Origin of the sequence: Mycobacterium sp. E2238 (genome assembly GCF_001672665.1) — a bacterium.
In the GTDB taxonomy this organism is placed as follows: domain Bacteria; phylum Actinomycetota; class Actinomycetes; order Mycobacteriales; family Mycobacteriaceae; genus Mycobacterium.
This window is the reverse complement of sequence record NZ_LZKF01000217.1, coordinates 31,612-44,296: the sequence shown is the minus strand read 5'-3', so window position 1 is coordinate 44,296 and position 12,685 is coordinate 31,612. Positions and strand designations below refer to the sequence as shown.

Annotated in this window: 20 protein-coding genes and 4 tRNA genes; 13 read left to right on the top strand and 11 right to left on the bottom strand. The window is 63.1% G+C overall.

What is annotated here, in order from left to right; genetic code table 11:
- The coding region (locus A5711_RS20045) for an MBL fold metallo-hydrolase (RefSeq protein WP_231987508.1) at positions 1-457 on the top strand (457 nt) is incomplete at its 5' end.
- Here A5711_RS20045 and A5711_RS20040 read toward each other — a convergent pair.
- Together A5711_RS20040 and A5711_RS20035 are read right to left on the bottom strand one after the other, a co-directional pair.
- Positions 452-1,291, bottom strand: a complete 840-nt coding sequence (locus A5711_RS20040) for an enoyl-CoA hydratase/isomerase family protein (RefSeq protein ID WP_067949582.1) — start codon at positions 1,289-1,291, stop codon at positions 452-454. The genes A5711_RS20045 and A5711_RS20040 overlap by 6 nt on opposite strands.
- 56 nt (positions 1,292-1,347) lie before the next feature.
- Positions 1,348-1,641: a hypothetical protein gene (locus A5711_RS20035; RefSeq protein WP_067949579.1), complete on the bottom strand. Its 294-nt coding sequence runs from the start codon at positions 1,639-1,641 to the stop codon at positions 1,348-1,350.
- A gap of 203 nt (positions 1,642-1,844) precedes the next feature.
- Here A5711_RS20035 and A5711_RS20030 point away from each other — a divergent pair, with 203 nt between their 5' ends.
- Positions 1,845-2,129, top strand: a complete 285-nt coding sequence (locus A5711_RS20030; protein ID WP_156745008.1) for a hypothetical protein — start codon at positions 1,845-1,847, stop codon at positions 2,127-2,129.
- Positions 2,130-2,297: 168 nt separating this feature from the next.
- Entirely contained in the window at positions 2,298-3,266 is a 969-nt protein-coding gene (locus tag A5711_RS20025; protein ID WP_369829950.1) for an NAD(P)H nitroreductase, read from the top strand.
- Between the two features lie 36 nt (positions 3,267-3,302).
- On the opposite strand, the gene A5711_RS20020 is transcribed toward A5711_RS20025, so the two are convergent.
- Positions 3,303-3,374: transfer RNA gene (locus tag A5711_RS20020), tRNA-Val, on the bottom strand.
- 182 nt (positions 3,375-3,556) lie between these two features.
- Here A5711_RS20020 and A5711_RS20015 point away from each other — a divergent pair.
- From A5711_RS20015 to A5711_RS26970, 4 genes are all read left to right on the top strand, one after another.
- A tRNA-Gly gene (locus A5711_RS20015) sits at positions 3,557-3,629 on the top strand.
- 27 nt (positions 3,630-3,656) lie between these two features.
- Positions 3,657-3,730 (top strand) — tRNA-Cys (locus A5711_RS20010).
- 13 nt (positions 3,731-3,743) lie between these two features.
- Positions 3,744-3,818: transfer RNA gene (locus A5711_RS20005), tRNA-Val, on the top strand.
- Positions 3,819-3,923: 105 nt separating this feature from the next.
- On the top strand, positions 3,924-4,460 hold the full coding sequence (locus A5711_RS26970; RefSeq protein WP_156745006.1) for a hypothetical protein: 537 nt from the start codon (positions 3,924-3,926) through the stop codon (positions 4,458-4,460).
- Between the two features lie 533 nt (positions 4,461-4,993).
- Here the strand turns inward: A5711_RS26970 and A5711_RS20000 are convergent.
- Positions 4,994-5,860: a hypothetical protein gene (locus A5711_RS20000; RefSeq protein ID WP_067949574.1), complete on the bottom strand. Its 867-nt coding sequence runs from the start codon at positions 5,858-5,860 to the stop codon at positions 4,994-4,996.
- Positions 5,861-5,993: 133 nt separating this feature from the next.
- Between A5711_RS20000 and A5711_RS19995 the strand changes: the two genes are divergently transcribed.
- Positions 5,994-6,197, top strand: coding sequence for a three-helix bundle dimerization domain-containing protein (locus tag A5711_RS19995; protein ID WP_067949572.1), 204 nt, complete (start codon positions 5,994-5,996; stop codon positions 6,195-6,197).
- On the opposite strand, the gene A5711_RS19990 is transcribed toward A5711_RS19995, so the two are convergent.
- Positions 6,191-6,793, bottom strand: coding sequence for a hypothetical protein (locus A5711_RS19990; protein ID WP_067949570.1), 603 nt, complete (start codon positions 6,791-6,793; stop codon positions 6,191-6,193). The genes A5711_RS19995 and A5711_RS19990 overlap by 7 nt on opposite strands.
- 224 nt (positions 6,794-7,017) lie before the next feature.
- Between A5711_RS19990 and A5711_RS19985 the strand changes: the two genes are divergently transcribed.
- The 4 genes from A5711_RS19985 (at position 7,018) to A5711_RS27925 (ending at position 9,162) form a co-directional block, all read left to right on the top strand.
- Positions 7,018-7,641: a hypothetical protein gene (locus A5711_RS19985; protein WP_067949568.1), complete on the top strand. Its 624-nt coding sequence runs from the start codon at positions 7,018-7,020 to the stop codon at positions 7,639-7,641.
- 31 nt (positions 7,642-7,672) lie between these two features.
- Positions 7,673-8,104: a hypothetical protein gene (locus A5711_RS19980; RefSeq protein ID WP_067949567.1), complete on the top strand. Its 432-nt coding sequence runs from the start codon at positions 7,673-7,675 to the stop codon at positions 8,102-8,104.
- Positions 8,105-8,502: 398 nt separating this feature from the next.
- On the top strand, positions 8,503-8,838 hold the full coding sequence (locus tag A5711_RS19975; RefSeq protein ID WP_067949566.1) for a hypothetical protein: 336 nt from the start codon (positions 8,503-8,505) through the stop codon (positions 8,836-8,838).
- A gap of 198 nt (positions 8,839-9,036) precedes the next feature.
- Positions 9,037-9,162 carry a hypothetical protein gene (locus A5711_RS27925; RefSeq protein ID WP_255398285.1) on the top strand — a complete coding sequence of 42 codons (126 nt, stop codon included), beginning with the start codon at positions 9,037-9,039 and terminating at the stop codon, positions 9,160-9,162.
- 48 nt (positions 9,163-9,210) lie between these two features.
- Here the strand turns inward: A5711_RS27925 and A5711_RS19970 are convergent, their stop codons facing one another.
- Positions 9,211-9,543 (bottom strand): hypothetical protein, encoded by a 333-nt coding sequence (locus A5711_RS19970; RefSeq protein ID WP_067949565.1) that lies wholly within the window; start codon positions 9,541-9,543, stop codon positions 9,211-9,213.
- Positions 9,544-9,684: 141 nt separating this feature from the next.
- Between A5711_RS19970 and A5711_RS28095 the strand changes: the two genes are divergently transcribed.
- Complete coding sequence (locus A5711_RS28095) at positions 9,685-9,984, top strand: hypothetical protein (protein ID WP_082975779.1); 300 nt, start codon at positions 9,685-9,687, stop codon at positions 9,982-9,984.
- Positions 9,985-10,055: 71 nt separating this feature from the next.
- On the opposite strand, the gene A5711_RS19965 is transcribed toward A5711_RS28095, so the two are convergent.
- The 5 genes from A5711_RS19965 to A5711_RS19945 all read right to left on the bottom strand — a co-directional run bounded on the left by A5711_RS19965 (position 10,056) and on the right by A5711_RS19945 (position 12,596).
- Positions 10,056-10,556 carry a hypothetical protein gene (locus tag A5711_RS19965; RefSeq protein ID WP_067949564.1) on the bottom strand — a complete coding sequence of 167 codons (501 nt, stop codon included), beginning with the start codon at positions 10,554-10,556 and terminating at the stop codon, positions 10,056-10,058.
- Positions 10,557-10,660: 104 nt separating this feature from the next.
- Positions 10,661-10,852, bottom strand: a complete 192-nt coding sequence (locus tag A5711_RS19960) for a hypothetical protein (protein ID WP_066950207.1) — start codon at positions 10,850-10,852, stop codon at positions 10,661-10,663.
- Positions 10,853-11,015: 163 nt separating this feature from the next.
- Positions 11,016-11,408 carry a hypothetical protein gene (locus tag A5711_RS19955; protein ID WP_067949563.1) on the bottom strand — a complete coding sequence of 131 codons (393 nt, stop codon included), beginning with the start codon at positions 11,406-11,408 and terminating at the stop codon, positions 11,016-11,018.
- Between the two features lie 129 nt (positions 11,409-11,537).
- A complete protein-coding gene (locus A5711_RS19950; protein ID WP_067199165.1) occupies positions 11,538-11,768 on the bottom strand; it encodes a hypothetical protein in 231 nt (76 codons plus the stop codon).
- 90 nt (positions 11,769-11,858) lie between these two features.
- Positions 11,859-12,596: a hypothetical protein gene (locus A5711_RS19945; protein ID WP_156673367.1), complete on the bottom strand. Its 738-nt coding sequence runs from the start codon at positions 12,594-12,596 to the stop codon at positions 11,859-11,861.
- Positions 12,597-12,685 lie beyond the last annotated feature (89 nt).

The following is a 12,685-nucleotide window of genomic DNA, read 5'->3' as shown; positions in this document are numbered from 1 at the left end:
GACGCATGAGCTCTCCGGATCGCTTGCGGTGCAAGCTGTTCCGGCGGTGCACGGCCCGGCGGACGGGCAGCGCGACGAAGGCGGCCACGTCAACTGCGAGGTGACCGGATTCGTGCTGTCCGGGCGCGGCCTGCCGACCGTGTACCTCAGCGGGGACAACGCCTCGATGGCGGCGGTCAAGGACGTGGCCGACCGGGTGGGCACGATCGACGTCGCGGTGCTGTTCGCCGGGGCGGCCAGCGTGCCGACCAAGGAGCGCGGGCGTCCGCTGACGCTGACCGCGGCGCGCGCGGCCGCCGCCGCCGAGATCTTGGGCGCCCGGGTGGTGATACCCGCGCACGTCGACGGCTGGGCGCACTTCAGCGAGGGCGTCGACGAGTTCGCCGCGGCCTTCGATCAGGCCGGGATCGGCGACCGCTTGCGGGTCGCTCCCCACGGCGAGTGGATCGACTTATAGCCGCCCCTCGGCGCGCAGATCCGGGTGCACCCAGTCGGGCGAGCGGCGCTCCTTGAAGGCTCGGAAGCCTTCCCGCGCCTCGGCGTCGCTCAGGCTGCTGGTCATGCCGATTCGGTCGTAGAGGCCCAGGTAGCTGTCGATGCTGGACTTGATGACACCGCGGGCGCGCGGCGCGGTGCGGCAGCACTGCGCGAGCAGGTCCTTGGCGGCGTCGAGCAGGCTCTCGTGCGGTACGACGCGGGTGACCAGGCCCCAGTCCAGGGCCTCGACGGCGGTCAGCACCCGCCCGGTGAACATCAGGTCGCGGGTGCGGACCGGCCCGATGACCCGGGTGAGCATCTGGCTGTAGTAGGTGTCGGCGTAGCCGCGGAACAGCTCGGGCACGCGGAAGGTTGCCCGGTCACTCACCACCGACAGGTCGCTGCACAGCGCGATCTGGAACCCGCCGCCCTGGCACAGGCCGTTGACCGCCGAGACGATCGGCTTGGCCGACGTGCGCACGGTGTCGAACGGGGTGACGTCCATGCCCAGGGCGCCGCCGAAGGTGATCCAGTTGTCGGCGGCTCCCCCGCCGCCCATGTCACCGCCGGGCGCAAACACGTCCCCGGTTCCGGTGAGCACAAGCCCGGCCAAATCGTGATCCTCGTTGAGACGCCCAACGGCGTAACGGATTCCGAAGTACATCGCGGGCGTCAGCGCGTTACGCGCTTCGGGGCGGTCGATGGTGCACACCGCGATCGACCCATGACGCTCGAACCTGAGGTAGGGCGTTCCGAGCCAATCCCCCTCGGGCGGGCGGGGGGCTTCCTGCGAGGTCGGGGGAACCTGGGCCACGGGACTCCTCTTGCGTCGGTCGCTACTGTCGCTCTTACAGTAGCCGCGGCGGCCGCCTACAGGTACGCCAGCGTGGCCGTCCCGGTGGTCAAGGCGGCGTCGGCGATCACCTCGGCCAGTTTCACCTGCAGCGTGGCCGTGGCATCCCCCACCGGCTTCTCGCAGAATCGGCAGCTCGTTTGGAACTGCGGCTGGTCGTCCTCGTCCGGCCAGAACCGGCGCGATCCCACCATGGCGCCGGGGTCATATTGAACGGCCTGGTGCGGGGCGTCCTTGAGGATCCGGCCCACGGGATGACCTTGTGGACACTCAAGTTTCAGCGTGCCGATACCTTCGGAATTTCCGACCATCGTCCACCATCCTTTGCGGAGTTCTCTTGAATCCCAGCATCGTTCATGGCTGTGGGCAACACGTCTTCGAGCGAGAGGCCGGCCGCGGGAGCGGAGCCGTGAAACGGGCCCCCGCTAGCGCCAACAGTGAAAGGTTCCGGTCACCCAGCCGGCCGAGTGCGTTTGCTGATTAATCGGCGTTGTACCCGGGTACCCAGGAGATCGTGCGTTTCTTTTCCGTTGCTGCGGCACTCGGCATAGCCATCGCCGCTCTGGTGGCCGCACCGGCTCGCGCCGACTTGAGCGGTTACGGAAATTGCGTGGGAAGCGTTACGCAAGTCCCGCTGTGGGAGCACGACTCCCAAAACCAGCAGCTCATTGGCGTTATCGAGCAGGACCTCAATTCTGGTGTATCGCCGGCTGCTGAAGCGCAGAAGGTGTCGCGGATGGGATTCGACCAGCGCTTGGCCCATCGGATTGTGGAGTGCGTTATCCAGGAGCGCCCCTAAAGCCCTAGCGAACTAGTCGCTGGGCTCCTCATGAGCGTGTGTCCAACCGTCTGTCCCCGCCGTCATCTGGGCGTTCGCGATCGTCGTATGGAAACTCGGCCGACAATAGGCTTCAGAAGTGGAATGCTCGGTGCCAGCCAAAGAATTGAGGTCGATATGCCAGCCGCCATGGCGGACACCGAACTCATCGAGGACGCGGTGCGGTCAGCATGCCGCGCGCCCTCACTGCATAACAGCCAACCCTGGCAGTGGGTGGCCGGCGGCGGTCAGCTGGATCTTTTTCTCGATCCAAGCCGGGCGATGGTTACCGACCGGTCTGGCCGAGAGGCGGTGATCAGCTGCGGCGCCGCGCTCGATCACCTTCGAGTCGCATTCGCCGCTGCGGGGTGGCGAGCCCGGATCTCCCGGTTCCCCGACCCGAAGGATCCGAACCATCTGGCGTCCATCGACGTCACCCCCGCGGAGAACGTCACCGACGAAGAAAAGCGTCGCGCCTCCGCGATCTGGGCGCGCCGGACCGACCGATTGCCGTTCATCGCGCCGATGAACTGGGAGGCGTTCGAGCCGTCGCTGCGGGGCGTCATCGACGACGACGCCGTGCATCTGGACGTGATGGCCGCCGACGTGCGCGACAGGCTGGCGCAAGCATCGTGGGTGGCCGAATCGGTGCGCCTCTATGACACCGCCTATCAGGAGGAACTTCGTTGGTGGACAGCGCCTTTCGAGGCAGCTGAGGGCATTCCATACGATGCGCTGGTGTCGCCGGCCGAGAGGGAGCGCGTCGACGTCGGGCGGACGTTCCCGATGCCGCATAACCTTGAACGGCGCACCGACATCCCCGCCGACGAGGCGACGATTTTGATGCTGTCCACCGACGACGACACTCGGCTCGGCGCATTATTGTCCGGCGAAGCGCTCTCCGCGGTGTTACTGGAATGCACGATGGCGAACCTGGCCACGTGCCCGGTCACTCACGTCACCGAGCTCAAAGTCACGCGCGACATGATTGCGGACCTGATGGAAGAGGGCAGGCGGCCGCAGGTCCTGGTCCGCGTGGGTGTGGCGCCCGCGGCGGCCGAACCGCGCAGACCGACGCCGCGCCGTCCGCTCACCGAGGTGTTTCAGCTGCGGGGTTGAGCAGCACTCGCGCCGTGGTGCCTGCGTCTTTACTTGTGGTCCCGGCTGGGATCGAACCAGCGACCTTCCGCGTGTGAAGCGGACGCTCTCCCACTGAGCCACGGGACCGGCGCCAAGAGGCGAACGACGTCGAAGATTAGCACGAGCCCGGTCTCGACAGTACCGGCCGCCTGCGCGTCATCGGTACGCCGCGATAGCCTGGACGCGGTCCGTACCGAGAAATTTGTATGTGCCCGCTCACGTCGACTATCGTCGTGCTTCGCACCGGGCGACGATGTCGTCCGAGGCGCGCGGATGTAGCGCAGTTGGTAGCGCATCACCTTGCCAAGGTGAGGGTCGCGGGTTCGAATCCCGTCATCCGCTCGAAGGTGCAAGTGGCATCAATCCAGCGGTGGAGTGGCCGAGTGGTGAGGCAACGGCCTGCAAAGCCGTGCACACGGGTTCGATTCCCGTCTCCACCTCCAGCTTTTGACCCCGGCGCGATTAGCTCAGCGGGAGAGCGCTTCCCTGACACGGAAGAGGTCACTGGTTCAATCCCAGTATCGCGCACCAGAGTTTTTGCAGATCAACCGCGGTTTTTACGGTCAAGATCAAAGTTCGTGGACTCCCCGTGGACTCCCGTGTGAAAGCGCGGCACCCACAGGAGGGAGGGAACGCATGACTATGGCTCCGCAGCTGTGGCCCACCGGCCCGCAAGCAGTCGAGCAACGGTTCAATAAGCGCCACGGCCCTGGCACGACGCTGCCGAACAGCTTCGCATGGGCCGTCTGGACGGCGGAGGTGTCGGATTATCTCGAAAAGCTCGACGCCGGCCACCCCGGCGGAGACGCCCACGTTCCGCCCACCGGTACCCACCCCGATTTGGTCGACATCGCACACGTCCGCTGGGCAACCGGGAACGCCATCACGGCCATCGACCTTTGTGCGGCGACCATCGGCCGTCTGTTTTGCGGCAACACAGGTCCGCACGAGCTGAGCCTTGCGCGACTTCGACCCGAAATCCAATCGCCTGAAGCAAGAGCGGACGCGCTGGTCTGCTCTGATGAGATGCACCCGGCGGCAGCCCGCAGGAAACCGACCGCGCGACGCAAAATCACTCAGGGCGTCGTTGCCGCCGACGTTCCTCAATTGGGTAAAAGACACACTCGGCGATCCGCGTTACCGAGACTTGCACCGTGCGCGAAACCCGTTTAGGCACTCATGGTTGCAGCGCTCGATCTTTAGCGGTGGAGTGGGCCACGCGAGTCGGACTCAATTCCGAGTCGTGGGTACGGGGCATCAAATGAACGCGCGCGAGATGGTTGAACAATCGGCGTCGCTCGCACTCGATCGAGTGAAGGCATTTATCGAGGTCGTCGACCAGCACTAAAGGGGGAAACTGCCCCAGCGGCCGGATGACGACGACCGCACCAGCCGGCCTGCTCATCGACGCCGCCGAACACCTCCACGAAAGTTTTGCCGTGGCAGCGTTCGCTTCATCGCGCGGAAACCGTTGCAGCACAGCCCATCCTGATCGCCGAAATATTTTGCCACAGGGGGATTCGCTAGTTCTGGTAACGCGGAGGGATTCCAAGAGCTGCGCGGGTAGCGTCGGCCAGCTCGGCGGCCCGGCGCCATCGACCGCCGTGGCAGCGAAATTCGGTGGGCGCCGCTCCGACGACGCCCGACGTCCGAGAGAATCGCCGGGCGTCGACACGGCCGTCAACCTTCTTCGGCCGCGGCGCTATTTATAGCGGCAGGCGATAAACATCAGCAGTAACTCGCCCATATACCAAGTCCCGATCGCGACGCCAGGCCAACCATTTCAGCCTGAGCCTGACTGCCTTGGAACGGATGCCGGTGGGAGTGTGGGGCGGCGGAACCGCCACGTTATCGAGCGGCTCCCGCTGGCTATATGTCTCCAACCCGCGGTTGCGCCAGACCCACCGGGTGACGTCCCAGAAATGCCTAAGCCGCCCCGGCCGCCGGTTCGCCCCAAGTGTCTGTGCCGGCCGGCTTCGGGCAAAGAAGACCGGTTTCCCTTTTCGAAGACGCCCATAAGTCGTGACGCTGTTCGTGACCTCACGCTCCCAGCGGTTTCCATTCGCGTCGAGGAAACCGATCCAATAGACGGTGCTCCAGCGGAAGCGGGCATTGGGACCTTGCTTAAGCACCACCGACTCTCCGGGCGGCAACACCCTCGAAGCACCTTCAACAATCAAGCGAAAATCGCCCTGGCGGCCGTCGAAGCCGATTAGCTCACTCTTCGGGTGGCGCAACATGTCGGCCATGCCGGTTTGAATCACCTTGTCGTCCCGCATCAGCAGAAACGGAACACGGTAATTGAATAGCGATGGGATCAACCGGCGCTCTTTGTAACGGCCAATACCAAAGCCGCTGATCTGGTCCTCAGAGTCGTTGTAGAGCACGAAGTGATACGGACGGACCTTGCCGCGCTCAGGAAACTTTACATTTACGTGGACTTGCCGTGCTTGGGCGCGTTTCTGGTTCCGGGTACTGAGGATGTAGTAACTCGCAGCGGCGATGGCCGCAGTGCCTGTTCCGATCGCACTCGCCCACGCGGCGACGGTCCCCCAGATGTCGACGTCGAACACCGCGCCAGTATCCCAAGCTCAACTGGGGGCGTGCCCAGGAGGAAAAACCGCGTCACGGGGGGAGAAACCAAGACCTAGCCGTTCAACGAAATCACGCATTGGCAACCGCGTTCTCGTGGGGGACATTGTTCAAATGGGCGAAGAGATGCTGCTATCCGATGTCGAACGACGACTGATCGACGAGTTTCCCCATGTTTCCCCGACGACCGTCAACACCCTGATCCGCCAGCAGCGCGCCCGGTTCGAAGCAAGCCGGATCCGCGATTTCGTACCGCTTCTTGTGGAGAAGCGCGCCCGCCGCGAACTCAACCACACCGCAACGGGCCGTCCTTACTGAGCTTGGATGTTGACGACGACCCATTGGTCTGGACCGTTTGGGCGTCTCTTGTCCATCAGCCGGTAGTACAGCCGCAGTTGCGGAGCGACCCGGCGGACGAAGTAGGAGCGGCCGCCTGACCCCGGCTCTATTGCGCGGGGATCGTTGCCGTTAAGTGTCGCCATCGCAGACTCAACAGCCACGCGGTCGTCTGAACCAAGGCGTGCGAGTGCGGCCATCGCATCCGGAGTCATCGAGACATTTGGTGGTATCACGGTCCCTGACAGCTCCACTTGTGGGGCATTCATGGTCGCAGTGGCTTGCATGGGTGGCGCGGCGATAACAGCGTTAACAGCGTTGACTGCCTTATCTGCTTCGAGAAGGTTGCCCTTCTCGATGTCGTCTTCGGCGTCAAGGAATTTCGCTGCAGCGCCAGTCGCACCGAACGTGAATTCTCTAAGCCTTGGCAATAGAGGCGCGATGACGACGGCGCCGGCACCGACGACGATGAGCGTGATGTTCGTTGCGCTCGCTTCGTGCATAAACTGACCCACGATGCCGACTACGAGCATCGCCAAGCCGGTTGAGCCGACAAAAAGAATTGCGTACTTACCCACGCTCCGATCTTACGGAAACCATTCGATCTGGCAGTCGATTGTGAAGGCGCTCTGAGTCAGCGCATGGATGACGTAACTCAGTCACTCATGGCGTCTGGCTAATCGTTCGGGCGCCGTGAAAGGAGCGTGACTCGGCTGCCGTCTTGTCGGGCAGGGGGCCCGCGGATTGCGTTTGAGCGCAATCGGAGGGTCAACCCCTGCGACCGCGCCTATGCTTCCGCTTCGTGTGGGGGATTTGGAGCGTAATCGGTGGCGGCCTGGTCGGCAGCGGGGCCACCTACCTCTTGACGTGGGTTCGCGAACGTAGGCGGACGAACGACGCCTACCGGACTCCACAGCGTGAGGCGATCGCCAACATCCTCGAAGCTACCTACGAACTCACGCTGCGCATCCAGACGATGAGGGACGTGTTCGAAGAACTCGCCAAACAACGCGAGGGCAAACCGTACCGTGAAATTTCCGACGCCGAACTTGACGACGTAGCCACCCAGGCGAACCGTGCGGTGCTGGGCGTCGGTCACGCCTTCAACGTCGGCAGGCTCACCATCGTGGACGCCGATTGCTACGAGGCGATGGGCGAGGCGTTCAACAACTTCACGGGCGTGGAAAAAGCGTTGAAGGGCGTCGGTGAAATGGAACCGACCCCCGACAACATGCGTCAGAAACTCACCGACATGATGTCTTTCGTCCGCGGGCTAAACGAGGATGTCTTCAAACTGGTCAAAGCCGGGCAGCAGCACCTTTCTCCGGTGCAGACCTGGCGCAACAGACGGAAACGCGCCGAAGTGCGCAAGCGGCTTGAAGAAAAGTATTTTCAACCGCGGCAAGACGTACGCACACGCTTCTGATCACCCGAAAAGACCTCTAGGCTGGTCTGCGATGGCGTCGGAACTCATCGGCGGCGCAATAGGCGCCGGCATCGGATTTGTGGGTGGCCTCCTCACACCCTGGGTCCGATGGCAGATAGAGAAACTGCGCTTCAAGCGGGATTCCCGCACCGAACTGATCAAACAGTGGCGCCGAGAAATCCGTCAATTGCGAGCCGCCGAAACGGGATATCTCAACCGCAAGCAGTACCTCGCCGACAATGGTGAGCCGCCTGACCCTATTCCGCCTGAAATTGATCTGGCGCACTACGATGCGTTGGAGCGGTTCAGGGATGTCCTTGAGCGTTCAGCGTTCGCGGTCAACCGCCTAGACCACCTCTTGCAGCAGCCGCTTGAGCAACGCCATGGCGAGATACCGGAGTTTCTGCGGCGTCAGGTTCTCCGGATCGAAGAGGCTTGGGGCCTGCCTGGAGGTCCGGTGTAGCGGCGTTTCGCCGCTAACCGTGTGAGTGGCAGTAGTCCCACATGGTGTGGTCGGCGGTTGCGCAGGCCAGCGGTGTTGGTGTGTTCGACGGTGCCGCGAGTTTTCGCACGTCAAAGACGGTTCCGAGGCTACCGATGTCGGTGCGCGACGTGGACTGACGGGACTGCAGGCACCGACGAGAGTTGTCCGAGTCAGTGGAACCAAATCGTCCTAACGCTGCGCCTGAGTAATTGATCGGCCCCCCTCTCCATTTGGGACGTTTCGGTCGCTTCTTAAGCCCTCGGTGTGGCCAGCCCTCGCAATTCTTCCGGGAAAGTGTCCCTTTCGGTTCTTGCGGTTGCTCCTGGTCTATGAATGCAGCCCGAAGGACGGGCTGTGACGACCTAACGGAGATCACCATGAAGAACACCACCCGCAAACCGACTCGCTTCCACTACGCCGCCGCCCTGTTTGGCGCGCTGGGGATCGTCGCGTTGGCTCCTGCCACCGCCTACGCCGAGCCCAACGGGCCCACGGGCCCGAGCGGCGGATGCCACTACACCGACCCTGACGGTTACGACATCCCGATCGACGAGGGCCAGGGCGTGATCGTCGGCGGCAAGCTCGTTACGTGCACGGGCGGGAAAATCGTCGTCAGTGCCGCGCCGGCGCGCACGAACCCCCATCGGCCCGCCGCACCGCCCAATCAGCCGCCGGTGTTGACCCGGAAACTGCAAGCCGCGCAAGCGCACTGAAGCAGTCACTAATCGTCGAGGCCGCTACCGTGCAAACGCGGTGGCGGCTGACGCTTGCGTTCTGAATGCCTACGGCTCGCCTAAACGTCACGCGCCGAGACTTCATTCAGGTCGCGTAGCACGTCGTCGTTGCCGTTTGTCTGCCGTTTCTGCGGAAACCGCCCACGGGAATTCCGGTGTGGCGTAGGCTTTCAGCTCATGATCAGGGGGAAGAAAGTCTTGTTGGCGTTACTGCTCGCGTTCGCCGTCTCGACGACTTCGGTGAGCTGCATACCCATCAACATCCCCACCTGCCCTGCGGGCGGCGGCCCGGTCGGCTGCTGACCAAGCGCCTCACGGTCAGAAGCTTCGGCCCCTCACCGGGTGCCGGTGTCACTTCGACTGGTTGCGGATTTCCTCGCGGCGGGCTGAGACCACCAAAGCCACGCTGAGTAGAACCAGCAATGGCACGAACACGAACGGGTACGCGGCGACCGCGGCCAAGCCGATGATCACGCTCGGCACCGTCAGCGCTAGCGCGGCCGTGGGATGCCGACCGCTTAGAACGATGATTCTTCGCAGCAGCGCGAGCGCCTCCGCGGCCCGCGAGTGCCGATCCGGACGCCGAGGGTACGAGTAACGGGTTTCCAGGCCGCAACCCATGCAGGTGCGCCCATACGAGTAGCGGGTTTGCAGGCCACAACCCATGCAGGTTTGGGTGGTCATCCGCCTATGGTCCCATCGCGGCGAGTGGGCTTCGCGACTGGCGCGTGCGTCTGCGTACCGCCGCTAAGCCACAGTGGTGGTCGGCGGCTGGTATCTCAATTCGGGTCTTCCGCGAACGCGCGGACGCGGCGATAATGCAGCATGCGTTTCGTCTATGTCGCCGCGGCGGTCGGCATAACCATCGCCGTGCCGATGGGGGCGTCGCCGGCTCACGCTGACACCGGGGTCAATGGTTACGTTCAATGCGTGGGAGGCGATGCGAAGCCCCCGCCGCCGGGGGTAAACGCAGAAGATTGGTTTCCCAGCATTCATGTCATAGCGACGGATATCGATGGTGGAGTGCCCTCTAACCAGGTAGAGGCGAGATTAGTGGAAATGGGGGTCGCGCCGGCCGACGCCGTTAAACGGGTGCAGTGCTTCATGGCCAACCGGCCGCATTAGCGGCCCCCGGAAATCGCTGCTCATCTTTCTGACATACATTGTGCAGCAAGGCGTGTGGCCGAGTTCGCCCTTCACACGCGCTCAGCCTTCATGTCCATGTCGATGGTGCCTTGGCACGCCCCACTCAAGATGTCGGTGTGCATGGTCCCGTTAAGCGATCCGTCGGGTTGCGGCGTGTAGCGCACAGTGGCGCGCGCCGGATTCCATTGGATGGTCGTGTCGGGCATCATGCAGTCCCACTGAAAATCGGTGGTCTGCGACCAGGCCGTTCCATCCCACGTGAACTGAACCGGCTGCGGAACCGTTGGGTTGCTTGGCGGCGGGCCGCTGACGATTGTGGCGACGCATTTTCCGTTGGTGCAGTTCGAGCGGAGACCGTAGGTCTCGGTGTGCTGCCCCTCAGGGTCGCCCACCGCCATGCTGGTCCCGGCCTTGGGCCCAACCATGAACGTGATCGCGTACTGGCCGTTCCAGGATGGGTTGTCGGCGAAGGCAGTCGGAGAAAGTGACAGCGCGATCGGGAGCGACGCCGCGCATAAACCGACGAACATTTTCAAGCGGTCCGAGGTCATCGTTTCTCCTCTGAGTCCGTGACCATTTCCCCAATGGTCGTACCCAGGGCTATCGGCGACAAGCCTTTTGGCCGATTGCCTCGGCACCCCCGGTTGATCGCGCCTTACCAACCCCACTCGTCAGGGTTCAGGACATCCACCGTGAGATCGTTGTCAGCCGGGGCTTTGGTCCCGTAGGCAAAGGTGAGCAGGGTGCGGCCGTCGTCGAGCGGCTCGGTCGCGACGACGGTGGCATGCCCGATCTTCATCCGGATCTTGTCCCCGGGCTCCAATTCGTCGACACGTTTCAGCGGCATGCTCGACCCGTCAGTGTCAGTGAAACTGGCGATCCCGCGGCTACCGTGGTCATCACGGCGATCCTCCCATGGCTCTAGGGGCGCCCACGGCACGCGCGATGGCTTGTGCAGCTAAGGAAATTGGGAAGCGCTGACCGCCGGTGACCACAGCGTCTAGCGGCACCTAATCCGAGGACTTCTCGGAGTCTTCGGACTCTTCGTCGTCATCGGACTCGTCGTCGTCATCATCATCGTGGTCGTCTTCGTCGTCGTCATCATCATCGTGGTCGTCTTCGTCGTCGTCGTCATCATCGGAGTCTTTCGACTTCTTCGACTTCTTCGACTCCTTGTCCTTCGAGTCCTTGCCCTTCGAGTCCTTGTCCTCATCGGAATCGTCGGACTTGTCGGAGCGGTCGAGCTTGTCGGCGAATTTCGTCAAGAGCTCAGCGAGTTTGCGGGCCTCATCGGAGTCCAGCGAGTCGTCGAATAATCGCTCGTCGCCCTCCGAGACGCGCTGAACGTAAACCGCGTCGTCTTTGATGCCGACGTCCCACCTGCCGCCCTCTTGACGAACCATTTGCTGCCGCCTTCCGACTAGTGAACTGATCGCACAACCGACGCGTCCCGGCGCGTTACTGGGTTGTTTACCCACTTGTGCCGGCAGAGCCTCACTCGTGGAGGTCCGAATCGACCGAGGGCGTCGGGCTTAAGGTGCGATCGGCCGCTTGAAGAAGCACGCGACGGAGAAGGCTCCGCGGTGGTCGGCGTCGAGTCCGACCATTTCCCACCCCAGCCGCCCCAGCTCGTCGGCCCTGAGCTTCATCTCGTCCATGGCGGTATCCCCCTCCCGGTAGTCCCACGTGTATTCCCACTGCTGCGGATACCACTTGCCGTCAGAGGCCAGCCACCAGCCAGGGCCCGGCGAAGGATTGTTCATGTGGTCGTAAGTACCACAGGCCGCAGTGTCCCCCGGAACTGGTCTTGGGCGCGGACGGAGTCCAGATGCCGTGTTCCTCGGCCGCGGCGACTACGGGGCGTAGGCCCAACCGAGGAAGATGTTTTGCGAATCGTTGGGGCTTGGCCTTATCTCCCGAATGTGCGGCGCAGTGAAGTAGTTGGCGGTCAGGAACTGGCCGTTGCCCTCGCTGAGCATGACGTGGCCCGTGCCGTGATCGAATCCCGGATTGCTCGTGAAAACGAGCGCCCCCTCGGGAATATTGTCGCGGTTGGTGTGGATCTGCCCTTTACGGTTGAAGTCGTTGAAAGCGTCCATCGCCGACGGATATCTGAACGCGTGGTTATACGCCTGCTCGACGAATGCCTCGCATTGAACCGTGCTATTGGGGTCGGCCGCCATTTGGTCGCGAGCCCACGCCAGCGCATGGGCTGCCTTGTCTTCACCGGTCGCTGACGCGGCCGCTCCCCCGCCACTGCAGTCCGGGCCGAGGGCGTCCAGTGTGCGCGTGTCGATATCGACATCGGCGACGTAATGGCCGTCAGTTGTCTTGTACCAGAGGCTGTCCCAACCCCCATTGGCAATCTGGTAGCTGAAGAATCCCTGCACCGGGTCGCCCGCCGCATGGCACACGAGAGTGAGGACCTGGCCGGCGTTGTAAACGCCGTCTTGACCCGCCTTCAAGTTGGGGCCGTTCATGCGGTTGGACTGCGCTTTGACGGTCGCAGTCGTCTCCGCGTGAGCCGGCGCGGCAACGGGCAGACCCAAAGCAAAAACGGCTGCCGTCGCTGCCGCGATTGCTGCTTTCATTGCTCGGTCTTTCTGCCACGTCCCTATGAAATTGATCGGGACGCTACACCAGCAGCAAACGTTATGTATTTGAAATGTCGTAAGAACTC

Coding starts and splice junctions, on each gene's coding strand:
- A5711_RS20035 (WP_067949579.1), bottom strand. CDS start 1,641: ATGGTCGGAAATTCCGAAGGTATCGGCACGCTGAAACTTGAGTGTCCA.
- A5711_RS20025 (WP_369829950.1), top strand. CDS start 2,298: ATGGCGGACACCGAACTCATCGAGGACGCGGTGCGGTCAGCATGCCGC.
- A5711_RS26970 (WP_156745006.1), top strand. CDS start 3,924: ATGACTATGGCTCCGCAGCTGTGGCCCACCGGCCCGCAAGCAGTCGAG.
- A5711_RS19995 (WP_067949572.1), top strand. CDS start 5,994: ATGGGCGAAGAGATGCTGCTATCCGATGTCGAACGACGACTGATCGAC.
- A5711_RS19980 (WP_067949567.1), top strand. CDS start 7,673: ATGGCGTCGGAACTCATCGGCGGCGCAATAGGCGCCGGCATCGGATTT.
- A5711_RS19975 (WP_067949566.1), top strand. CDS start 8,503: ATGAAGAACACCACCCGCAAACCGACTCGCTTCCACTACGCCGCCGCC.
- A5711_RS27925 (WP_255398285.1), top strand. CDS start 9,037: ATGATCAGGGGGAAGAAAGTCTTGTTGGCGTTACTGCTCGCGTTCGCC.
- A5711_RS19970 (WP_067949565.1), bottom strand. CDS start 9,543: ATGACCACCCAAACCTGCATGGGTTGTGGCCTGCAAACCCGCTACTCG.
- A5711_RS28095 (WP_082975779.1), top strand. CDS start 9,685: ATGCGTTTCGTCTATGTCGCCGCGGCGGTCGGCATAACCATCGCCGTG.
- A5711_RS19965 (WP_067949564.1), bottom strand. CDS start 10,556: ATGACCTCGGACCGCTTGAAAATGTTCGTCGGTTTATGCGCGGCGTCG.
- A5711_RS19960 (WP_066950207.1), bottom strand. CDS start 10,852: ATGCCGCTGAAACGTGTCGACGAATTGGAGCCCGGGGACAAGATCCGG.
- A5711_RS19955 (WP_067949563.1), bottom strand. CDS start 11,408: ATGGTTCGTCAAGAGGGCGGCAGGTGGGACGTCGGCATCAAAGACGAC.
- A5711_RS19950 (WP_067199165.1), bottom strand. CDS start 11,768: ATGAACAATCCTTCGCCGGGCCCTGGCTGGTGGCTGGCCTCTGACGGC.
- A5711_RS19945 (WP_156673367.1), bottom strand. CDS start 12,596: ATGAAAGCAGCAATCGCGGCAGCGACGGCAGCCGTTTTTGCTTTGGGT.